A 21,293-nucleotide genomic window follows, 5' to 3' on the forward strand; every position below is an offset into this window, starting at 1 on the left:
CAGCCCGTGCGTGGTGTGCTTCTTCCAAATTGGCGATTCAGTCTTCTTGCAAGAGGGCTGGATTGCAACCAGTTATGCTTGACGACCATAGCAAGGTGGACCCACTCCTTCCCATCCCGAACAGGACAGTGAAACGCCTTTGCGCCGATGATAGTGGGTGGACACCTGTGAAAGTAGGTCATCGTCAGGCTCTTATACCGCAAAGCCCCTGCAGAGTATTCTGCAGGGGCTTTGTCTTTGGGCCGCCAGCGCGGGCGCACGCCTGCCGGAGCACCTGAGTTCGGCTGTTTGATCCCCGCTTTCCTCTGAAGGCACTGCCATTTCCAAATGGAAAAGGCGTGCCAGCCCGGTTGATGTGCGTCCGCTTAGCCGATGCGCGCCAGCAGCCGGAAGGTCTCGTGTGCCGGCAGTCCCATGACACCGCTGTGGCTGCCCGCAAGATGCGCCACGAAGGCTGCGGCCAGACCCTGGATGGCATAGCTGCCTGCTTTGCCGAAGGGTTCTCCACTGGCAATGTAGGCCTCGACGTCGGCGTCCGTCAGCGGCTGGAAATGCACCGTGCTGATGCTGACCGCCTCATGAAAAGTGCCACGATGCGCCAGGACCACCGCGGTGTGGACTGCATGTGCCCGGTCCGACAGGCGGCGCAGCATGGCTGCGGCGTCAGCCGCATCGCGCGGTTTGCCCAGCACGTCGCCTTCCAGAATGACCGTGGTGTCCGCGCACAGGATGGGCGCATCCCGCCACCGGGTGGGCCAGGATCCGGGCAGCGGATCGGGCTGGCCGCCAGCGGCCAGCCAGCGGACCGCATGCTCGGCCTTGTCTCGCGCCGTGCGACGGACGTAGTCGGCAGCGGCTTCGCCCGGCAATTGCGGCTCGTCTTCGCCTTCCGGCGCGGGTACGCGCAGGATACCGTGAGGAATCGCCAGCTGGTCCAGGATCTCGTGGCGGCGGGGGCTGGCCGAGGCCAGCAGAATGAAGGAAGGCGGCATCGTAAAGGGGCTTCTCACCGGCGGTCCTGCGCGGCGAACGCAGAATTCATGCTTCAGTTCACACGCAGGATCTTCATCCCGTTGGTACCGCCGCTGTTGCTGTAGAAGTCGCCCTTGGTCAGGATGATCCAGTCGCCCGACTGCAACTGTCCCTGACTGCGCAGGATGTCGATGGCGGCCTCGCTGACCTCCGCGGGGGGCAGAGCGGCGGCATCGAAGGAGACGGTATAGACGCCCCGGAACAGCGCGGCCCGGCACTGGGTGGCAGGGTGACGTGTATAGCAGTAGATGGGAACGCCGGAGCGGATGCGCGACATGATGAGCGGGGTATGGCCGCTTTCCGTCAGGCTGATGATGGCCTTGATGCCCGGAAAATGGTTGGCCGAATACATGCTGGCCAGCGCGATGGTCTCGTCGCAACGTGAGAATGTCTCGCCCAGGCGGTGATGGGACAGGGTGCTGGTGGGCTCGCGTTCGGCACCCAGGCAGATCCGCGCCATGGCTTGAACCGCCTCGACAGGGTATTGTCCGGAGGCCGATTCTGCCGAGAGCATGACCGCATCCGTGTAGTCGAGCACCGCATTGGCCACATCGGAGACCTCTGCCCGGGTCGGAATGGGGCTGGAGATCATGGACTCCATCATCTGGGTGGCCGTGATCACCAGCTTGTTCAGCGTCCGGGCGTGCTGGATGATGCGTTTCTGGATGCCCGCCAGGCGGGCATCGCCGATCTCCACGCCCAGATCGCCCCGGGCCACCATCACGCCATCACTGGCGCGGATCAGGTCGTCCAGCGCTGTATCGTCGGCCACGGCCTCGGCGCGTTCGATCTTGGCAATGATCCAGGCTGCGCTGCCAGCGTCGCGCACCAGCTGACGCGCTTGTTCAATGTCCTCTCCCGCGCGGGGAAAGGACACCGCGACGTAGTCCAGTTCGAGTTCGGCGGCCAGCAGGATGTCCTGGCGGTCCTTGTCGGTGAGGCTGGGGGCCGAGATGCCACCGCCGCGCCGATTGATGCCCTTGTTGTTGGACAGTGGCCCGCCGACCTCGATCCGGGTATGTACCGCCACGGCGTCCACGGACTCGACCCGCAGGATGACGCGGCCATCGTCCAGCAGCAGTTCGTCGCCAGGCGCGCAGTCCTGGACCAGCGGCGGGTATTCGATGCCGACGATTTCATCGGTGCCGGCGTCCAGCGGATGCTGGATCGACAGGATGAAGGTATCCCCCGCATTCAGGGTCACCGGTCCGTCGGCAAAGCGGCCGATGCGGATTTTGGGCCCCTGAAGATCACCCATGAGTCCGATGTGCCGGTTGTGCCGCGCAGAAATCTCGCGCACCAGCCGGACCCGCTCGCGGTGGTCTTCGGGCTTGCCATGGGAAAAATTCAGCCGGGCCACGTCCAGGCCGGCCAGAATCAGAGCTTCGATGCTTTCGGGGCTGGAGGTCGAGGGCCCCAGCGTGGCGACGATCTTGGTGCGGCGGCGGACTGTCATGGCGGATGCTCCTCAGGCTCGATGATATGGGTGGCCCGCCTGGATGGACCAGGCGCGGTAGAGCTGTTCGGCCAGCAGGATGCGGACCAGGGGATGGGGCAAAGTCAGAGAGGACAGGCGCACGGTCTGTCTGGCGGTTTGTTTCAGGGCCGGATCCAGTCCGTCGGGTCCGCCGACAATGAAGGCAATGTCGTGACCACTGGCGCGCCAGGTTTCGAGGTGGCCCGCCAGGTCCTGCGTGCTCAGGTCGCGGCCGCGCTCGTCGAGGATGACGCGCCAGGCCTGCGCGGGCAGGGCGGCCTCGATGCGCAGGGCTTCGGCATGCATCAGCTGCCGGGGGGTCTTGCCGCTGGTGCGGGGCTCGGGACGGATCTCATGCAGCTCCAGCGCGCAGTCGCGCGGCAGGCGCTTGGCAAAATCCTGCCAGGCCGTCTGGACCCAGGCGGGCATGCGGGTGCCGACGGCATAGACCAGGAGTTTCATTCGTCTTCGTCAGAACCGGCCAGTTTGTTGGCTTGCGCGGGGCCGGTGGGCAGCAGCCTGACCCGCACCGGCTTGGCACCCCAGATTTCTTCCAGATTGTAGTAGGTGCGGATGGCGGGTTGCATGCAGTGCACCACGATGTCGCCCAGATCGACCAGCAGCCATTCGCCAGTGTCCTCGCCTTCGTAGGCGATGATCTCCAGACCGTGTTGCTTGGCCTGTTCGGCGACATGGCTGGCAATGGCGCGGGTCTGGCGATTGGAGGTGCCGGTGGCGATGATGACGCGGTCGAACAGGCCGGTCAGGCCTGTGGTGTTGAAGACTTTGATGTCCCGGGCCTTGGCGTCTTCCAGGGCGTCGATGACAAGGCGTTGCTGTTTTTGCAGATTCATGGGGTTTCGGGGTTCAGGTAGAGCCGATGGCGGCGGATATAGGCCAGCACGCGAGGGTTCAGCATCGTGCCGACAGGCTGACCGGAGGCCAGGTGCTGCCGGATTTCCGTGGCGGAAATCGGCCACGGCGTGAAGGGAATCCGGACCAGTCCGCCGGGTGCCAGGGCCTGTGCCAGCTCGGCGGGGGGTGCCACGGGCGAGCCGGGTCGTTCGGCGACGGCCAGCCGGACGTGTTGCAGCAATTCGCGCCAGTGGTGCCAGGTGCAGAAATTGGCCAGCTGGTCCGATCCGAGGATCCATGTATATTGAGCCGTGGCAGGCAGCGCGGCAAGCGTGTCGATGGTGTAGGTGTTGCCGGCGCGCCGCAGCTCGATCGGGTTGACACGCAGGCCCGGGTCGTCGGCGCAGGCCAGTTCCAGCATGCGCAGCCGATGTTCCGGCGCAGCGCCCAGTCGGCCTCGCTGCCAGGGGCGCGCGGCGGGCAGCAGTTCGACATGTTCCAGTCCCAGGGCGTCCCGTGCGGCCTGGGCCAGCGCGATATGGGCCCGGTGCACCGGGTCGAAGCTGCCCCCCAACAGTCCGACCTGGGACGTCACAGCCATGCGCGCGGTCGCAGATAGTCGGCCAGCGCCGATTCGGGTGATCCCGGCTCGGGCGTCCAGTCGTAACGCCATTGGGCAAGGGGCGGCATGGACAGCAGGATGGATTCCGTGCGCCCGCCCGATTGCAGGCCGAACAGCGTGCCCCGGTCGTAAACCAGGTTGAATTCCACATAGCGGCCGCGCCGATAGGCCTGGAACGCGCGCTCGCGTTCACCATAGGGGGTGTCGCGGCGCGCCTGGACAATAGGTGCGTAGGCCGGGATGAAGCAGTCGCCCACGGCCCGGGTCAGGGCGAAGCAGATGTCGAAATCAGGGGTGTTCAGATCGTCGAAGAACAGGCCGCCGACCCCGCGTGTCTCACCCCGGTGGCGCAGCAGGAAATAGTCGTCGCACCAGGCCTTGTAGCGGGGGTACTTGTCGTCGCCAAAGGGGGCGACCGCATCGTGGCAGACCTGATGGAAATGATGCACGTCGGCATCTACCGGGTAGTAGGGCGTCAGATCCAGACCGCCGCCGAACCAGAAAACGTCGGCGTGATGGCCTTCCGGGTCATGCGCGACGAACAGACGCACATTCATGTGCGTGGTCGGCACATGGGGATTGCGCGGATGCAGCACCATGGACACGCCCATGGCCTCCCAGCTGCGACCGGTCAGTTCGGGTCGGTGGGCGCTGGCCGAAGGCGGCAAGGCATCGCCCTGCACATGGCTGAACAGCACGCCGGCGCGCTCGAAGACCTTGCCGTCCTCGCAATAGCGGGCCAGGCCGCCGCCGCCCTCCGGGCGCGACCAGGGATCCCGGCCGAAGGCCGAGCCCTCGAGATCCTCCAGGGCCTGGACGATGCGGTCCTGGAGCTGGGAAAATGTATCGTGAACCAGGAGGACGGGGACGTGCATGTCGGGCTCTGTCCGCTGTGTGCCTCAGTCGTGCCGCTTGCCAGCGGCCAGGGCGCGCCAGCCGATGTCGCGACGGAACTGACGGCCTTCGAACTGGGTCTGATTGACGGTCTCGTAGGCGGCTTGCTGGGCGCGGCGAATGGAGTCGGACAGCGCCGTGACGCACAGCACACGTCCTCCGCTGGTGCGCAGCGGACCGCCGTCGGTCACGGTGCCGGCATGGAATGTGACGCAGTCGGGTGTGTCCGGCACCAGCGCCGTGATCGGATCGCCCTTGCGGGGGGCGTCCGGATAGCCGGCCGCGGCGAGCACCACGCCCACGGCAGTGCGCCGGTCCCAATCGATCTCGGCCTGGTCCAGCGTGCCGTCCAGGGCATGCTCCAGGACCTCGGAAAAGTCGCTTTTCACGCGCAGCATGATGGGTTGGGTCTCAGGGTCGCCCAGGCGGCAGTTGAATTCCAGGACCTTGAGGCTGCGGCTGGCGTCGGGTCCCGGGCCGATCATCAGGCCGGCATACAGAAAGCCGGTATAGGGCAGACCGTCATGCGCCATGCCCTGGATCGCGGGCTGGATGATTTCGCGCATGATGCGGTTGTGCAGGGCCGGGGTGACGATGGGCGCGGGTGAGTAGGCGCCCATGCCGCCGGTGTTGGGGCCGGTGTCGCCATCCAGCAGACGCTTGTGATCCTGGCTGGTGGCCAGTGGCAGGACGTGCTGGCCGTCGCACATGACGATGAAGCTGGCTTCTTCGCCTTCGAGGAATTCTTCGACCACCACGCGGGCGCCGGCCGCGCCGAAGGCGCCGTGTTCACCCAGCATGTGATCGATGGCCCCCAGGGCCTCGTCCAGGTGCTGGGCCACGACCACGCCTTTGCCGGCGGCCAGGCCGTCGGCCTTGATGACGATGGGCGCTCCTTGGGTGCGGATGTAGGCGTGGGCCTCGTCGGCGTCGGTAAAGGTCGCATAGGCGGCGGTCGGAATGTCGTGGCGCACCATGAACGCCTTGGCGTGGTCCTTTGAGCTTTCGAGCTGGGCAGCCGCCTGCGTGGGGCCGAAAATGCGCAATCCCGCGGCGCGAAAGGCGTCCACGATGCCAGCGGCCAGCGGCGCCTCGGGGCCGACGACGGTAAAGGCGATCTTTTCCTGGCGTGCGAACTCGATCAGCGCGTCGGTGTCCTGCAGCGGCAGGTTTTCCAGGGCCGGCGCCTGGTCGGTGCCGCCATTGCCGGGCGCGACATAGACTTTTTGTACCCGGGGCGATTGGGCCAGACGCCATGCCAGGGCGTGTTCGCGGCCGCCGGAACCGATGACGAGCAGTTTCATTCGGCCTCGTCCAGAACGGCGGTGGTATAGACCTCCTGGACATCGTCCAGATCCTCCAGCAGATCGATGATCCTTTGCATTTTTTCGGCATCCTCTCCGGCCAGCTCGACTTTGGACAGGGCCTTCATGATGACGCCGTGCACCTCGGCCTCGAGACCGGCGGCCTCGAAAGCCTGCTTCAGCGCCGCGTAATCGCCCGGCTCACAGGTGACCTCGATCATGCCTTCCTCGTCGGACTGGACGTCATCGGCGCCGTTTTCCAGGGCGATCTCCATGGCCTGTTCTTCCGAGGTGCCGGGCGCGAAGATGAATTGACCGCAATGCTTGAACATGTAGACCACACTGCCGTCCTGGCCCAGGTTGCCGCCGTGCTTGGACAGCGTGTGGCGGACTTCGGAGACGGTGCGCTGGCGATTGTCGGTCATGCAGTCGATGATCAGCGCCGCGCCGCCGATGCCGTAGCCTTCGTAGCGGATTTCCTCGTAGTTGGCGCCGTCCTCGGTGCCCGATCCGCGCTGGATGGCGCGCAGGATGTTGTCCTTGGGCATGTTGGCGGACGTCGCCTTGTCCCAGGCGAGGCGCAGGGCGGGATTGGCATCGGGATCGGGACCGCCGGCACGGGCGGCCACAGTGATTTCACGGATGATCTTCGTCCAGAGCTTGCCGCGCTTGGCGTCCTGACGCCCTTTGCGGTGCTGGATGTTTGCCCATTTGCTGTGTCCGGCCATGATGTGTCGAGTTCTAAGAGGATGCGTTCAACGAACCTGCGATTTTAACGCCTCAGGCCAAATCAGTCTGCGGCCTGGTTGCCCTGGTCCGATCCACGGGCGCAGGCGGCGCATCATGAACCGGCAGGAATTTATGCTAGTCTGAATCTTTGTCAAACAGTCAGGCCCGGCGGGGCCGGGGGTGTCCATCGTGGAAAAAACGGAAAAGGCCCAGGTGATTCGCGTGCATGAGCATGGCGGACCCGAACTGATGCGGCTGGAAGAGATAGACGTTCCGCCCCCCGCGCTGCATGAGGTCCGCATCCGCCAGAAGGCCATCGGCCTGAATTTCATCGATATCTACTGCCGTACGGGCCTTTATCCGAATCCGCTGCCTCATGGCCTGGGCTTCGAGGCTGCCGGCGTGGTCGAGTCGGTGGGTGCCGAGGTGCGTCACTTGCGCGCGGGCGATCGCGTGGCCTACGGACAGAGCCCCATCGGCGCGTATGCGGACTTGCGCAACGTGCCGGGTGACCGGGTGGTGAGGATTCCCGATGGTGTCGGGTTCGAGCAAGCCGCCGCGCTGATGCTCAAGGGGCTGACGGTGCAGTATCTGTTTCGCCAGACCTATCGGCTGCAGGGCAATGAAACCGTGCTGTTCCATGCCGCAGCAGGCGGGGTCGGGCTGATCGCCTGTCAGTGGGCCAGGGCGCTGGGCGTGCGTCTGATCGGCACCGTATCGACCCCTGAAAAGGCCGCGCTGGCGCGCCGTCACGGGGCCTGGGAGGTGATCGATTCCAGCCGTGAGGACATCGTCGCCCGGGTCAAGGAACTGACCGATGGCAGCAAGGTGCCGGTGGTCTACGACGGCGTCGGCAAGAGCACCTGGGAAATCTCGCTCGATTGTCTCCAGCCGCGTGGCCTGATGGTCAGTTTCGGCAATGCGTCCGGGCCGGTCGAAGGCGTCAATCTGGGCCTGCTTGCGGCCAAGGGGTCGCTCTATGTCACCCGGCCAACGCTGGCAGCGTACGTGGCGACCGCGCAGGCCATGCAGGCCGCCGCAGACGAGGTGTTCGAACTGGTGACTGCCGGCAAGCTCGACATCGTGATCGGTCAGCGGTTTTCTCTGGCGGACGCAGCGCAGGCGCATGCCGCCCTGAATTCGCGCGGGACGACGGGCGCGACTGTGCTGACTCTGGACTGACGGGACGGGCCGGGCAGGAGGCCCGGCCCGTGGCCGGCGGCTGATGCACGGGACCGCCGGGATTACCGGGTCAGGCGCTCTGGTGATAGCCCTGCACGCGTTCGACTTCTTCGCGCGATCCCAGGATGACGCCGACACGCTGATGCAGGGCGTCGGGCAGGATGTCCAGGATCCGGCCCGCGCCATCGATCGCGCAGCCCCCGGCCTGTTCGACCAGGAAACTCATGGGGTTGGCTTCGTACATCAGGCGCAGCTTGCCCTTGCGTCCGGATGCGCGGGCATCGCGGGGATACATGAAGACGCCGCCGCGCGTCAGGATGCGGTGGACATCGGCCACCATGGACGCGATCCAGCGCATGTTGTAGTTCTTGCCCAGTGGGCCGGTCTCGCCTTGCAGACATTCGTCGATGTAGCGGCGCACCGGGGCTTCCCAGTGCCGCATGTTCGACATGTTGATGGCGAATTCCTGTGTCTGTTCGGGCAGGCGGATGTGTTCATGCGTCAGCAGCCAGGAGCCCATTTCGCGGTCCAGGGTGAACCCCATGACCCCGGCGCCCACAGTCAGGACCAGCATGGTTTGCGGGCCGTAGATGGCGTAACCGGCGGCGACCTGGCGGGTGCCTGGCTGCAGGAAATCCACCTCGTCGATCTCGCGGCCCGCGGCCTCGGCGGGGGCCTGCAGCACGGAGAAGATCGTGCCGATGGATACGTTCACGTCGATGTTCGAGGAGCCGTCCAGGGGATCGAAAAGCAGCAGGTTCTGGCCCTTGGGGTAGTGGTTTGGAATGCGGTGGATGGTCTGCATTTCCTCGGAGGCCATGGCCGCCAGATTGCCGCCCCATTCATTGGCCTCCAGCAGAATCTCGTTGGACAGCACGTCGAGTTTTTTCTGGACCTCGCCCTGGACGTTTTCGGTGCCCAGGCTGCCGAGCACGCCGCCCAGTGCGCCCTTGCTGACGGCGTGGCTGATCGCCTTGCAGGCGCGAGAGACGGTCTCGATCAACAGCCGGACCTCGGCCGACACGGCCTTGTGCTCGCGCTGCTGTTCGACCAGATACTGGGTCAAAGTCTTGTATTTCAAAGTGGTTCCCCGATAGGTGGATGGGCTTTCGTGTTGCGTGTTCAGTGGTGCTCAGGCTCCTAGCGCCTTGGAGATGATCTCGCGGACATTGCGCGACAGGCTGGACGCCGCCAGCACGCGTTGCAGAGCCGCCTGCATGCCGGCCTGGGCAACCGGTTCATGGCGCGCCCAGTTGTCGAAGGCGCGCGACAGCCGGGCGGCGACCTCGGGATTCAGGGCATCGAGCGCCAGGACCTGTTCCGCCCAGAAATCATAGCCTTGCGGCGTGTGCAGGTTACCAGGGTTGTCCAGGCAGAAGCGGAAAACGACCGCGCGTGCGCGGTTGGGATTGCGCAGCGAAAAATCCGGCAGCGCCATCAGGGCGCGGACGCCGTCGACGGTGCAGCCGGGGGCGCTGGCCTGGACACCGAACCAGCGGTCCAGCACCAATGGGTCGTCGTGCCAGCGGGCATGGAAATCGGCCAGGGGGTCCGCAGCCGCCTGCGGTGCGTGCTGCAGCAGGGCCGTCAGTGCGCCCAGGCTCTCGGTCATGTTGCGGGCCTGGCGGTATTGGGCCAGGGCCAGCTCGACCGCGTCGGGCGCTTGTCCTGCCAGCAGATTGTCCAGTGCCAGATTGTGCAGGGCGCGGCGGCCCGAAGAGAGGGGGTCCGGCGCATAGGGACGGCCGTCGTCGGCCAGGTCGTCGTAGGTGGCGCGCCAAGCGTCGGACAATGACGCTCCCAGGGATTGCCGGGTGCGGGTCCAGGCGGTCACCGCGGCCAGGGGATCCATGGGCTCGCTGCGATCGATGACCTCGCGCACGGCGGGCAGCGCCAGCAGCCGCGCGCGGTAGGCGGGTGACAGAGTCTGGTGGTCCTCCCCGTTGCCAGCACGTGGCCTGGCGCCGGAGGCCGCCGTGTTGCGGGCCGGGGCGACGCCATGCCCGGCGGGATCGAGGGCGGCGCGCCAGATCGACAGCAGCGTGTCCGGGGCCGGTTGCGCGGTGCCTTCGCGATCGGCTCTCATGCAGCCCTGGAGATGACGATGTGCGGTTTCCTGGGCGGCATCCCAGCGGGCAAAGGGGTCCGGGTCATGGCGCGCCAGCAGCGCGAGGTCGTCTGTCGTGCGGTCGGTTTCCAGGATGACGGGAGCGGAGAAGCCGCGCAGCAGAGACAGGACAGGCGCGCTCGGGATGTCCGTCAGGGTCCAGGTCTGGCTGGTTTCGCGCAGTTCCAGAATGAGGGTGTCGAGGATCTCGTCGTCCTGCCGCAGGGGCAGGGCGCGGCCCTGCGCGTCGATCAGGCCGATTGCGACAGGGATGTGCAGCGGCAGCTTTTCGGCGGGCGGCGATTGACGGGTTTCCTGCCCCACAGGAGCGCAGTGCTGTTCGAGCGTGATGCGGCAGGTGCCTGTGGCAGGATCATAGTGCGAGCGCACCCGGACGCGCGGTGTGCCGGCCTGAGCGTACCAGCGCCGGAACATGGAAAAATCCTGGCCGGGGTGCTGCTGTGTGTAGACGGATTCCATGGCATTGACGAAGTCATCGCAGGTCACGGCCTGGCCGTCATGGCGGCGAAAATATTCCTCCATCCCGGCGCGAAACCCCGATTCGCCCAGCAGGGTGTGCTGCATGCGGATGACTTCCGCGCCTTTTTCGTAGACCGTGGCCGTGTAGAAATTGCCGATTTCCTGGTAGCTGTCCGGCCGGATGGGATGGGCCATGGGGCCGGCGTCCTCGGGAAACTGAGCCAGGCGCAGGGTATGCACGTCGTCGATGCGTTTGACGGCCCGGGCGCTGGCGGCCTCGGCGGGGGACAGGCCTTCGGCCAGCATGTCGGCGGAGAATTCCTGGTCGCGGAAGACCGTCAGGCCCTCCTTGAGGGACAACTGGAACCAGTCGCGGCAGGTCACGCGGTTGCCGGTCCAGTTATGGAAATATTCATGGCCGATCACCGCTTCGATGCCGCGATAGGCCGCATCCGTGGCGGTCGAGGGGTCGGCCAGCACATAGGCGGCATTGAAAATGTTCAGGCCCTTGTTCTCCATGGCGCCCATGTTGAAGTCGCGCGCGGCCACCACCATGAACCGATCCAGATCCAGTTCAAGGCCGAAACGCCGCTCGTCCCAGTGCAGGGCGTTTGTCAGGCAGTCCAGCGCCCAGCGGGTCTGCGCCTGATAGCCCTTGTCGCTGTAGACCTGCAGCAGCACTTCGCGGCGGCTGCGGGTGGTGTCGGTGCGTTCGATGCAGTCGAAATCGCCGGCCACCAGAGCGAACAGATAGCAGGGTTTGGGGTGAGGATCTCGCCACAGTGCCTGGTGGCGGCCATCGGGCAGGCCGGCCTGTTCGATCAGGTTGCCGTTGGACAGCAGCAGCGGATAGGCAGCCGGGTCGGCCCGCAGCAGCACCTCGAAGCGCGCCATCACGTCGGGACGATCCGGAAACCAGGTGATGCGGCGAAAGCCCTGGGCTTCGCACTGGGTGAAGAGCTTGTCGCCCGAGACATACAGTCCCATCAAGGTGGTGTTGTCGGCCGGGCGGCACAGGCTGACGATGCCGATGGTGAAGGATTTGCCATGTCCTGGTGGCACAAGACTGAGGGCGCCATCGGCCAGCTGATATTCGTCGGCGCTCAGAGGGCGGCCGTCGAGCCGGACCTCGATCAGTTCCAGATCCTCGCCTTGCAGCATGAGCGGCGTGCCCGGCGCGGTGCCCGGTGCGAATTCGAAGCGCAGCTCGGAACGGACCCGGGTGGATTCCGCGGCAAGATCGAATTCCAGCCGCACCTGTGGCAGGCGGTAGGGATAAGGAGCGTAGTCCTGGCGAAAGATGGTGGGGGCGATATCCGTACGCATGATTCTGTTCCGAAAAGCATGTCTGCAGCCCCATTGTAGTCGGCCCTTTACGGCATGACCGGGCTGTATCGGAGTGCAACGGCCAGTTGTTCGCCGGCCATCGCAGCGCCTATGATGGCGCGATGGATCGCGTTTGGGCGCAATCCGCAGGATCGGTTGATGGATCAGAATGGAGCGCGTGATGGTGGGTCGTGGTTTGGCGTTGACGAGGATGGAGCGCGGATGGCTCCGTTGCTTGTCCGGATTATGTCTGGCGCTGCTGTTGGGCGGGTGTGCCTCGGTGTTTTCGGCGCAGGTCACGCGCTATCAGCAATGGCCGGAGAATACCCAGGGGGCGACCTACTGGATCGAGGCTGACGAAACGCAGCGCAATAATCTGGAATTTCAGACCTATGCCGATACGGTGCGCGCCGCCTTGGGGCCGACCGGACTGGTCGAGGCCAGGTCGGCCGCGCAGTCTCGTTTCAAGGTGCATATGGAATACGGCAGCCCCCAGGAAAGGCTGTGGCGCCAGGAATTCGTGGACCCCATGATGTATTACGGAGGGATCTACGGGCCTTATGGCGGGTTTTATCATTCACGCTGGGCGTGGGGCATGGGGCCGGAGATTCAAACCGTCGCCGTCGATATTTATCGACTGACCCTCTCTGTGCGGATCGATGACAAAGCGCAGCAGGGGCGTGAGGTCTATCGCGCGACGGCGGTTGCGACCAGTCGTCGCAATCAGTTGGGCGCGGCCATGCCGTATCTGGCGCGCGCCCTGTTCGATCATTTCCCCGGCCGCAACGGCCAGGTCGTCAAAGTACGCTATCCTTTGGAATGAATCCTCTCAGCCGGCCTTGTCGGCGATCAGGAAGGTCTCGCGCGGCGTACCGGCGGCTTCGGCTTCGCTGATCCAGCGCGGCGCCTTGCCCCGGCCCGTCCAGGTGGCCTGGGTCTCGGGATGGCGGTATTTTGGGGCGACCACCCGCTTGGCCGTGGCACTCGTCTTGCGGGGTGCGGCGGGCTTGCGGCCGGGCGCCTTGCGGTTGAAAGCGGCGGAGACTTCTTCGAGGGTAATGTCGTATTCGCGCATCGAGCGCACGATCGCGGCGATCTTGGGTTTGCGTTGCTTGGTCTGCAATGTCTGGATTCTTTTCTGGAGCTTGGCCATTTCTTTTTCTAGACGGGATTTTTCGGTGGTATAGCTGGGACGGGTCATTCATAGCTCCGTTGGGGATCGATCAATATGATGGCGGGATTCAAAAATCGTATTTGAATACCGGGATTGATTTTAATCTTGTTTCAAAAGATGTGCGCAATATTTATATTCCAGCGTGTGGACATGGAGCGACATCCTTTCAGCTTTTAGTAATCAGGAGAATTCATGAGCAGTGGTGATCTTTCGATGCGTATTGCTGCGGTGCAGATGGTGTCGGGCCTGGACGTGACCGGTAATCTCGAGCAGGCTGCCCGGGGCATCGAACAAGCGGTCTTGCAAGGCGCATCGCTGGTGGCGCTGCCCGAGTATTTTTGTTTTATGGGGCAGCATGACAAGGATAAGCTGCCGCTGGCCGAAATGCCGGGTGAGGGGCCGATCCAGACCTTTTTGGCGGAACAGGCGCGCCATCATGGTATTTGGCTGGTGGGCGGCACGTTGCCTTTGCGCAGCCCGGATGCGGACCGGATTTATAACACATGCCTGGTGCATGATCCCCAGGGCCAGGTCTGCGCGCGTTATGACAAGATCCATCTGTTCAGTTTCCATCGGGGGCAGGAGTCCTATGATGAGTCCCGGGCGATTCGCCCGGGGGATGATCCGCCCCAGGTTTTCGATATGCCGTTCGGGCGTACGGCCCTGGGGATTTGCTATGACCTGCGATTCCCCGAGTTCTTTCGCGCGCAGGGCGATGTGCGGCTGATGGTGTTGCCGGCGGCTTTTACCTGGACCACGGGTTCGGTACACTGGGAAGTCCTGCTGCGCGCGCGCGCCATTGAAAACCAGTGCTATGTGCTGGCCAGCGCCCAGGGGGGGACGCATGCCAATGGCCGGCGCACCTGGGGGCATTCGATGCTGATCGATCCTTGGGGCGAGATCCTGGATTGCCTGCCCGAAGGTCCCGGTGTGGCGGCGGGAGTCATGGAAACAGATCGCCTGGCGGCGGTGCGGGAATCCCTGCCTGCGTTGCGCCATCGGGTGCTGTGAATCATGCCCAGGACCGCGCGCGGGCGCGGGTCGATGTTCGATGGATGAATGGTGTCAGATGAAACTTGTTGAGCCGGGCCTGGATGCTTTGAATGCTGCCAGGACGTTGTTGCTGGAACCGTGGGGGCTGGATGAGTCGCATCTGGCGCAGGCCTTGTCCGATATTCACAGCCATTGCGTCGATTATGCCGATCTGTATTTTCAGTACAGCTGCGCCGAAGGCTGGAGTCTCGAAGAAAGCATCGTCAAGACCGGCAGTTTTTCCATCGACCAGGGGGTCGGGGTGCGGGCCGTCAGCGGCGAGAAAACCGCGTTTGCCTATTCCGACAGTTTGTCGCCCCAGGCCCTGATGTCCTCCGCCCGAGCGGTGCGCACGATTGCGCGACAGGGGGCGGGCCGGTGCCGTGTGGATGGCGGGGTCGAAATGCCCCATCACTTGTATGCGGCCGTCAATCCCGTGGATTCGCTTTCCGCTCCGGACAAGGTAGCTTTGCTGGAACGGGTCGAGCGCATGGCCCGCGCCGCCGATCCGGAAATCATCCAGGTCATGGCCGGACTGGCAGCCGAATACGATGTCATTCTGGTGGCCGGCAGCGACGGCCGGCTGGTGGCCGATGTGCGCCCTCTGGTCCGGCTGTCACTGACCGTCATTGCAGAGCGCCAGGGGCGGCGGGAAATGGGTCACGGCGGTGGCGGTGGACGCACTGGCCTGACCTATTTCACCGACGACATCCTGCGTGGCTATGTGGACCGCGCGGTGCACGAGGCCCGCGTCAATCTCGAGGCCCGTCCGGCGCCGGCGGGGCAGATGGCGGTGGTGCTGGGCTCGGGCTGGCCCGGGATCCTGCTGCACGAGGCGGTGGGACACGGCCTGGAGGGTGATTTCAACCGCAAGGGGTCGAGCGTGTTTTCGGGCCGTATCGGCGAACGCGTGGCTTCGCGCGGCGTCACAGTGGTCGACGATGGCACGCTGGTGGATCGGCGCGGGTCGCTGAATGTGGACGATGAGGGGCATCCCACCCAGCACAATGTCCTGATCGAGGACGGCATCCTGCGCGGCTACATGCAGGATTCCATGAATGCTCGCCTGATGAAGCAGGCGCCGACCGGCAATGGCCGGCGCGAGTCCTACGCGCACCTGCCCATGCCCCGCATGACCAATACCTACATGCTGGCCGGACGCGATGCGCCTGAGGACATCATTGCTTCGGTCGATCGTGGCCTGTATGCCGTCAATTTCGGCGGTGGTCAGGTCGACATCACCAGCGGGAAATTCGTGTTTTCCGCATCCGAGGCCTATCTGATCGAAAATGGCCGGGTCACGCACCCTGTCAAGGGCGCCACCCTGATCGGCAGCGGCCCGGAGGCCATGGGCCGGATCGCCATGATCGGCGATGATCTGGCGCTGGATTCCGGGGTCGGCACCTGCGGCAAGGAAGGCCAGAGCGTGCCCGTCGGGGTGGGCATGCCGACTCTGCGGATCGAAGGCCTGACGGTCGGCGGGACGGCGTAGCCGCTTGCGGCGGTTGTCACTTATTCAGAGGATTCCTGGTCTGATGTCTTGATCAGCCGGATGGCGGGCGGGGCCTCCTCTTTGGGGGCGGTCGTCTCCTGGGGGGTGGACGATCCCTCGATGGTGGTGATGAATGCGTCCCTGGCCGACTCGATGGCGGTGATGTTCCGGTACAGGATCTCTTTGAGCAGTTCGAGGTCGGGCAGTTTGTCGGGGCCGGCAATAAAGGCCTCGATATGGGCGGACGCGTTCCAGGTCTGGTCTTGTTCGGTCCACTGGACCGAAATCTTTGCCGCCTTGAATTTGCGGCTGACCTCTTCAGCGGCAATACAGAATTCGGTCTTGCCGAGCGCTTTGTTCTTGCTGTTGTCGTAAAAGTACGGGTAATCGATTTTCAGGAATTCGGGATCATCCTCGAGCAGGATGATGCAGAAATGGCCCAGTCCCGGCACCTCGAAACGGAGATCGCCGTCCGCGTCCTCCTGGGACTTGTATTTCAGGGCTTCCTGGTACAGTTCTCGCAGTTTTGTTTTGTTGTCCGACATGGGCAGGCTCTTGTGTGCTCAGTATGGGTTGGATTATCCGGACGCCGCCCGGGCAAATCAAGTATCGCCTTGTCATCATTGCATTTCTTGACCCTGAGGCCGAGGCAGTGCGGAGGCTTGTGAGCACCCTGCACTCATGCGGGCGCCTCGCGTTTATTTCGTCTGTCCGAACACTTGCCGCAGATAGGCCAGGAATGTCTCGTCAGTGCAGTGGATTTTACCGGGGCTGTCAGGCAGCTTGGCTGTCGGCATGCCGTTGCACTGGAACAGTTTCATGACAATGTTCAGCGGCGTGGGACCCAGGTCGTTGGTCAGGTGGGTACCGATGCCAAAGGCCGGCTGCACCCGATCGGCGAAGTGGCGGTACAGTTCCAGCGCGCGCGGCAGGTCCAGTCCGTCCGAGAAGACGAGGCGCTTGCCGGCCGGGTCGATGCGCAGCGACTGATAGTGCGCGATGGCGCGCTCGCCCCAGGCAATCGGGTCACCGGAGTCATGACGCAGCCCGTCGAACAGTTTGGCGAAATACAGGTCGAAATCCGCCAGAAAGGCATCCATGCCCACCACGTCGGTCAGCGCGATGCCCAGGTCGCCCCGGTATTCCTGAACCCAATCCTCGAGCGCGGCGCGCTGGAAGTCGCGCAGACGGACCTTGCCGAACGCCTGATAGGACTGAAGATATTCGTGCGCCATGGTGCCCACGGGGGTCAGGTCGTGTTTGCGGGCCAGGAACACGTTGGAGGTGCCCGTCAGATAGTGCGGCACGTCCTGGCGCAGTTGCTGCAGGATTTCTTCCTGCCAGGCGCGCGAGAATCGTCGGCGCAGACCGAAATCCGAGATCAGCAAGGGAAAGCGCCGCGCGGGCTCGCGGCTGAATGCCTGCAGCAGGGAGATCTTGTCGCGCAGTCTGCGGCGGCCTTCGGCCAGCACTTCCGTTGTCTGATAGCGGCGGAAATACAATTCGTTGATGATGGCCAGCACGAAAACCTCGAAGGCCATGACATGGACTTGCGGGCCGCGCGCCACGACTTCCAGATCCCCACCTCGGGTCGTGACCCGGATGAAGTGGCGCTGGAAGTGGAACAGCGACAGAAAATCGACGAAGTCCGGCTTGATGTAACGCAGTCCGCGCAGATAGTCGAGTTCCTCGGGATGGAAGCGCAGGGTGCACAAATGATCGAGCTGCCGGTCGAGTGCCGGCGCCAGTTCCGACAGCGCGGATTCAGGCCGGGTGCGGCAGATGAAGCGGTATTCGGCCTGCGCGGCGGGATGCCGGTGCAGCATGGCCTGCCACATCGTAAACTTGTACAGATCGGTATCCAGCAGGGATTCGATCACGGGAACGAAGGATTCGGTCGGCATGTCTGGGCGACCCGGAGGTGGGTGATGCGGTCCATGTTAGCGGATTTCAAACGCTTGTTGGAGATCAATGGCACCGCCCATTCCAGCGGATTTCAAACACCGATCCAGGGTATAAAAAAGACAAAGATGTGGCATCGAACAGGAGGAATGTGATGACGTCTCAACATCTGGCGGCCGCCTCGGCTTATGGCTATCCCTTGTTGATCAAGCAGATCTTCATGTCATCAAAGGCCGTCGCCAGTGACCGTGAAATCGTGGACCATGACCATCGTTTCGGGTATCCGGCGTTTTTCGAGCGCGTGGCCCGGCTGGCGGGGGCGTTGACCGAACTGGGGGTTCGACCCGGCGACACCGTCGCCATCCTGGACTGGGACAGTCATCGCTATCTGGAGGCTTTTTTTGCCGTGCCCATGATGGGGGCGGTGCTGATGACCGTCAATGTGCGCCTGTCGCCAGACCAGATCACATATACCTTGAACGACGCCGGGGCCAGCGTCTTGCTGATTCACGATGATTTCGTGCCGATGCTGGGCACGATCCGTGACCGGCTGCAAACCGTGCGGCGGATCGTGGGGCTGACCGATACCGCCGACGGCGGCCAGACTGCGGAGCATGGCGAATACGAGTCCCTGCTGGCCCGCGCGCAGCCGGAATTCGATTTTCCCGATTTCGACGAGTACACACGGGCCACCACTTTCTATACGACGGGCACCACGGGCGACCCCAAGGGGGTGTATTTCAGCCACCGTCAGCTGGTTCTGCATACGCTGGCGGTGTCCGCCGCGCTGGGCAGTCCGGTGGCACAGGGCCGCTTGCATCGCGATGACGTCTATATGCCGATGACGCCCATGTTCCATGTGCATGCCTGGGGGCTGCCCTACGTGGCGACGCTGTTGGGGCTGAAGCAGATTTATCCCGGGCGCTACACGCCGGATGCCTTGCTGCGGCTGATCCGCGAAGAGTGCGTGACGTTTTCGCATTGCGTGCCGACCATCCTGCACATGCTGCTCAACCACCCCGAGGCCGGCGCCACCGACCTGTCGGCTTGCAAGGTCATCATTGGCGGTTCGGCGCTGCCACAGGGCCTGGCCCAGGCCGCGCTGGATCGGGGGATCGACATTTTCACCGGGTATGGCATGTCCGAGACCTGCCCGGTCCTGACGCTGGCGCAATTGCGCGACGCGCACGCGGGCCCCGCTGAGCGCCTGCGCGACCGCACGCGGACCGGCTACGCCCTGCCGCTGGTGCAGGTGCGGGTGGTCAACGAGGCACTGCGCGATGTACCCTGCGATGGCGTCAGCGTGGGCGAGATCGTGGTGCGGGCGCCTTGGCTGACCCAGGGGTATCTGGGCAAGCCCGAGGCCTCCGAGGCTTTGTGGCAGGGTGGTTGGCTGCACACGGGCGATATCGGGATCCTGGATGCGCGTGGCATGCTGACTGTGACCGACCGCCTCAAGGATGTCGTCAAGACGGGCGGCGAATGGGTGTCGTCGCTGGCGCTGGAGGATGTGATTTCCAGTCATCCGGCCGTCACCGAAGTGGCCGTGGTGGCCATTCCCGATGCTCGGTGGGGCGAGCGTCCGTTGCCCTTTGTGGTCCTCAAGTCCGGCCAGTCCGTCGATGAGGCGGCCATCCGCGCTCATGTCCAGACCGCGGTGGATGCCGGAACCCTGTCGCGGTTCGCCGTGCCGGATCAGGTGCGTTTCGTGGACAGTCTGCCCCGGACCAGCGTGGGCAAACTCAACAAACGCGCCATACGCGAGACGGTCTAGCGCGCTGTCTGGCGGATCGCCAGACACCCGTGAGGGCCGGCCTGAATGCAAAACGCCAGTTCCGCAGAACTGGCGTTTTGTCTTTTGTTCGATCTGGTGCCGGCTAGAGGAGTCGAACCCCCGACCTTCTCATTACGAATGAGCTGCTCTACCAACTGAGCTAAGCCGGCAACGGTGGATGTCTATGCGTCCCACCAGTCTGGTCAAGGCGCACATGAATGCGCTCCACCAAAGCCCGTTATTATACATGAATTTCATGAGGTTCAGGCGGCCCGGGGCTGGAACGGCGCAAGCGCCGCAACACGCGGAAATATGCGGAATTGCGCGATATCAGGGCTGATGGCGGTCATCGCCGTCATAATACGGACATGGAAGGGTGATCCGAGCGAGGCCAGAATGAGTTGGATTCAAGGATTGATGGTGGCGGCGGCTGTGCTGCCCTATGGTGCTGCGATGACGGCCAAGGCCGGCGGCCAGCGATACGACAACAACGATCCGCGCCCCTGGCTGGCCGCCCAGCAGGGCTGGCGTGCCCGCGCCAATGCGGCGCAGGCCAATCTGTTCGAGGGACTGCCGTTTTTTTATGCCGCAGTGCTGTATGCCCTGCATGTCGGCGCGCAGCCGGACCGGCTGGCCTGGCTGATGGGCGTCTGGGTGGCCTTGCGGGTGCTGTATGTGCTGGCCTATGTCCTGGGGCGCGGTCTGGTCCGCTCGATCGTCTGGGGCGCCGCCCTGGTCGTGAATCTGGCGATTTTGTGGGCCTGACGCGATCCCCGGAGGCGCGGATCGAGAGTCAGGTGTCTTGCTCAGGGCTGGTTCTCGAGGGCAGGCGTTCCTGCGGGTGTTCCTTCTGGTGTTGCGTGACCGCGGCGGGGAACATATCCCAGCAGGCCATGAACAGTGCGGCGAACAGCGGGCCGATGACAAAGCCGTTCAACCCGAATACCGACAGGCCGCCCAGGGTGGAGATCAGCACGACATAGTCGGGCAGTTTGGTGTCCTTGCCCACCAGGATGGGACGCAGCAGGTTGTCCAGCAGGCCGATGACCAGCACACCGAACAGGATCAGGACAATGCCTTGCCACAGGGCGCCGGTGACCAGGAAATAGATGGCGACCGGGACCCAGATCAGTGAGGCGCCCACGGCTGGCAGCAGAGACAGAAAGGCCATGATCACCCCCCAGAACAGGGAGCCCTGAATACCCAGAAAGGCGAACATCAGGCCCCCCAGCAAACCCTGAGTGGCGGCGATGACGATGTTGCCCTTGACAGTGGCGCGCACCACGGTGGCGAATTTCTGGAACAGGCCCTGGCGGTGCGAGTCCTCCAGCGGGATCAGCCGCTTGAGCTTGGGGACGATGATGGCGCCGTCGCGCAGCAGGAAAAACAGCAGGTAGAGCATGATGCCCAGCCCGACCACGAACTGGAAGGTATTCTGGCCGATATTGACGGCCTGCTTGGCCAGGAACTGGCTGGCCTGCAATGCGCCTGCCGAGAGTTTTTCACGGATGCTGAGCAGATCGCCCAGACCGAAGGATTCCAGCCAGCTGTGCACGGAGGCCGGCAGGGCGCCGACGATCTGCTCGTAGTAGCCGCCCAGGTTCATCTGGCCGGAATTGACGCGGTTGTACAGCCCCGCCACCTCGTTGGCGAGCGAGGCGGCAATGAACAGCATCGGCAGGATGACGATCAGTGTGATGCACAGCACGGTCAGGAAGGCCGCCAGGCCGCGGCTGCGTCCGCCCAGGGCGCGCAGCAGGAATCGGAACATGGGGCTGAAGATCACGGCCAGCGCGCCGCCCCAGAAGATGGCGGCGTAGAACGGCAGCAGAATGCTGATGAAGGCGATCGATACCGCGGTCAGCAGCAGCAGGAAACTGCGAAAGTGCAATGTGTGCATGGTCGGAGGGG

The 21,293-nt window shown here is 64.1% G+C and carries 20 protein-coding genes, 1 tRNA gene and 1 rRNA gene; 7 read left to right on the plus strand and 15 right to left on the minus strand.

All coding sequences use genetic code 11. The features are described 5' to 3' along the window. Positions 1-77: 77 nt before the first annotated feature. Positions 78-190 (plus strand): 5S ribosomal RNA (gene rrf / locus ACK5JE_RS07520). A gap of 175 nt (positions 191-365) precedes the next feature. Here the strand turns inward: rrf and ACK5JE_RS07525 are convergent. From ACK5JE_RS07525 to ACK5JE_RS07560, 8 genes are read right to left on the minus strand one after another with little or no spacing between them, the layout of a single operon-like run. Further along, positions 366-992 carry a Maf family protein gene (locus ACK5JE_RS07525; protein WP_416801083.1) on the minus strand — a complete coding sequence of 209 codons (627 nt, stop codon included), beginning with the start codon at positions 990-992 and terminating at the stop codon, positions 366-368. A 53-nt stretch (positions 993-1,045) separates the two neighbouring features. Then, positions 1,046-2,488: a pyruvate kinase gene (gene pyk / locus ACK5JE_RS07530; RefSeq protein WP_416801084.1), complete on the minus strand. Its 1,443-nt coding sequence runs from the start codon at positions 2,486-2,488 to the stop codon at positions 1,046-1,048. A 12-nt stretch (positions 2,489-2,500) separates the two neighbouring features. Beyond that, positions 2,501-2,971 carry a 23S rRNA (pseudouridine(1915)-N(3))-methyltransferase RlmH gene (gene rlmH / locus ACK5JE_RS07535; RefSeq protein WP_416801085.1) on the minus strand — a complete coding sequence of 157 codons (471 nt, stop codon included), beginning with the start codon at positions 2,969-2,971 and terminating at the stop codon, positions 2,501-2,503. Then, a complete protein-coding gene (rsfS, locus tag ACK5JE_RS07540) occupies positions 2,968-3,363 on the minus strand; it encodes a ribosome silencing factor (protein ID WP_416801086.1) in 396 nt (131 codons plus the stop codon). The genes rlmH and rsfS overlap by 4 nt, the downstream gene beginning before the upstream one ends. Next, positions 3,360-3,965 carry a nicotinate (nicotinamide) nucleotide adenylyltransferase gene (gene nadD / locus ACK5JE_RS07545; RefSeq protein ID WP_416801087.1) on the minus strand — a complete coding sequence of 202 codons (606 nt, stop codon included), beginning with the start codon at positions 3,963-3,965 and terminating at the stop codon, positions 3,360-3,362. The genes rsfS and nadD overlap by 4 nt, the downstream gene beginning before the upstream one ends. Then, a complete protein-coding gene (hemF, locus tag ACK5JE_RS07550; RefSeq protein ID WP_416801088.1) occupies positions 3,956-4,861 on the minus strand; it encodes an oxygen-dependent coproporphyrinogen oxidase in 906 nt (301 codons plus the stop codon). The genes nadD and hemF overlap by 10 nt, the downstream gene beginning before the upstream one ends. Before the next feature lie 24 nt (positions 4,862-4,885). Next, positions 4,886-6,184 carry a phosphoribosylamine--glycine ligase gene (purD, locus tag ACK5JE_RS07555; RefSeq protein ID WP_416801089.1) on the minus strand — a complete coding sequence of 433 codons (1,299 nt, stop codon included), beginning with the start codon at positions 6,182-6,184 and terminating at the stop codon, positions 4,886-4,888. Continuing rightward, on the minus strand, positions 6,181-6,912 hold the full coding sequence (locus tag ACK5JE_RS07560) for a YebC/PmpR family DNA-binding transcriptional regulator (protein ID WP_416801090.1): 732 nt from the start codon (positions 6,910-6,912) through the stop codon (positions 6,181-6,183). The genes purD and ACK5JE_RS07560 overlap by 4 nt, the downstream gene beginning before the upstream one ends. 187 nt (positions 6,913-7,099) lie before the next feature. On the opposite strand from ACK5JE_RS07560, the gene ACK5JE_RS07565 reads away from it, so the two are divergent. Continuing rightward, positions 7,100-8,095, plus strand: a complete 996-nt coding sequence (locus ACK5JE_RS07565; protein WP_416801209.1) for a quinone oxidoreductase family protein — start codon at positions 7,100-7,102, stop codon at positions 8,093-8,095. 70 nt (positions 8,096-8,165) lie between these two features. Here the strand turns inward: ACK5JE_RS07565 and ACK5JE_RS07570 are convergent, their stop codons facing one another. Both ACK5JE_RS07570 and pepN read right to left on the minus strand, forming a co-directional pair. Beyond that, complete coding sequence (locus ACK5JE_RS07570; protein WP_416801091.1) at positions 8,166-9,176, minus strand: class 1 fructose-bisphosphatase; 1,011 nt, start codon at positions 9,174-9,176, stop codon at positions 8,166-8,168. A gap of 51 nt (positions 9,177-9,227) precedes the next feature. Continuing rightward, positions 9,228-12,008, minus strand: a complete 2,781-nt coding sequence (pepN, locus tag ACK5JE_RS07575; protein WP_416801092.1) for an aminopeptidase N — start codon at positions 12,006-12,008, stop codon at positions 9,228-9,230. A 235-nt stretch (positions 12,009-12,243) separates the two neighbouring features. On the opposite strand from pepN, the gene ACK5JE_RS07580 reads away from it, so the two are divergent. Further along, entirely contained in the window at positions 12,244-12,831 is a 588-nt protein-coding gene (locus tag ACK5JE_RS07580; protein ID WP_416801093.1) for a DUF4136 domain-containing protein, read from the plus strand. A 6-nt stretch (positions 12,832-12,837) separates the two neighbouring features. Here the strand turns inward: ACK5JE_RS07580 and ACK5JE_RS07585 are convergent, their stop codons facing one another. Beyond that, on the minus strand, positions 12,838-13,209 hold the full coding sequence (locus tag ACK5JE_RS07585) for an H-NS family nucleoid-associated regulatory protein (RefSeq protein ID WP_416801094.1): 372 nt from the start codon (positions 13,207-13,209) through the stop codon (positions 12,838-12,840). A gap of 165 nt (positions 13,210-13,374) precedes the next feature. Between ACK5JE_RS07585 and ACK5JE_RS07590 the strand changes: the two genes are divergently transcribed. Next, positions 13,375-14,193, plus strand: coding sequence for a carbon-nitrogen hydrolase family protein (locus ACK5JE_RS07590; protein WP_416801095.1), 819 nt, complete (start codon positions 13,375-13,377; stop codon positions 14,191-14,193). A 58-nt stretch (positions 14,194-14,251) separates the two neighbouring features. Then, positions 14,252-15,706 carry a metalloprotease TldD gene (gene tldD / locus ACK5JE_RS07595; protein WP_416801096.1) on the plus strand — a complete coding sequence of 485 codons (1,455 nt, stop codon included), beginning with the start codon at positions 14,252-14,254 and terminating at the stop codon, positions 15,704-15,706. A gap of 20 nt (positions 15,707-15,726) precedes the next feature. Here tldD and ACK5JE_RS07600 read toward each other — a convergent pair whose 3' ends face one another. Together ACK5JE_RS07600 and pncB are read right to left on the minus strand one after the other, a co-directional pair. Continuing rightward, positions 15,727-16,251, minus strand: a complete 525-nt coding sequence (locus ACK5JE_RS07600; protein ID WP_416801097.1) for a hypothetical protein — start codon at positions 16,249-16,251, stop codon at positions 15,727-15,729. A 153-nt stretch (positions 16,252-16,404) separates the two neighbouring features. Further along, positions 16,405-17,610 (minus strand): nicotinate phosphoribosyltransferase, encoded by a 1,206-nt coding sequence (pncB, locus tag ACK5JE_RS07605; protein WP_416801098.1) that lies wholly within the window; start codon positions 17,608-17,610, stop codon positions 16,405-16,407. Positions 17,611-17,762: 152 nt separating this feature from the next. On the opposite strand from pncB, the gene ACK5JE_RS07610 reads away from it, so the two are divergent. Continuing rightward, on the plus strand, positions 17,763-19,382 hold the full coding sequence (locus ACK5JE_RS07610) for a fatty acid--CoA ligase (RefSeq protein ID WP_416801099.1): 1,620 nt from the start codon (positions 17,763-17,765) through the stop codon (positions 19,380-19,382). 94 nt (positions 19,383-19,476) lie between these two features. Here ACK5JE_RS07610 and ACK5JE_RS07615 read toward each other — a convergent pair. Beyond that, a tRNA-Thr gene (locus ACK5JE_RS07615) sits at positions 19,477-19,552 on the minus strand. Between the two features lie 226 nt (positions 19,553-19,778). Here ACK5JE_RS07615 and ACK5JE_RS07620 point away from each other — a divergent pair. Continuing rightward, positions 19,779-20,147 (plus strand): MAPEG family protein, encoded by a 369-nt coding sequence (locus tag ACK5JE_RS07620; protein WP_416801100.1) that lies wholly within the window; start codon positions 19,779-19,781, stop codon positions 20,145-20,147. Positions 20,148-20,175: 28 nt separating this feature from the next. On the opposite strand, the gene ACK5JE_RS07625 is transcribed toward ACK5JE_RS07620, so the two are convergent. Next, positions 20,176-21,282 carry an AI-2E family transporter gene (locus ACK5JE_RS07625; RefSeq protein ID WP_416801101.1) on the minus strand — a complete coding sequence of 369 codons (1,107 nt, stop codon included), beginning with the start codon at positions 21,280-21,282 and terminating at the stop codon, positions 20,176-20,178. Between the last annotated feature and the right edge of the window lie 11 nt (positions 21,283-21,293).

The sequence above is a fragment of the Castellaniella sp. genome, from assembly GCF_047971665.1.
Lineage (GTDB): Bacteria > Pseudomonadota > Gammaproteobacteria > Burkholderiales > Burkholderiaceae_B > Castellaniella.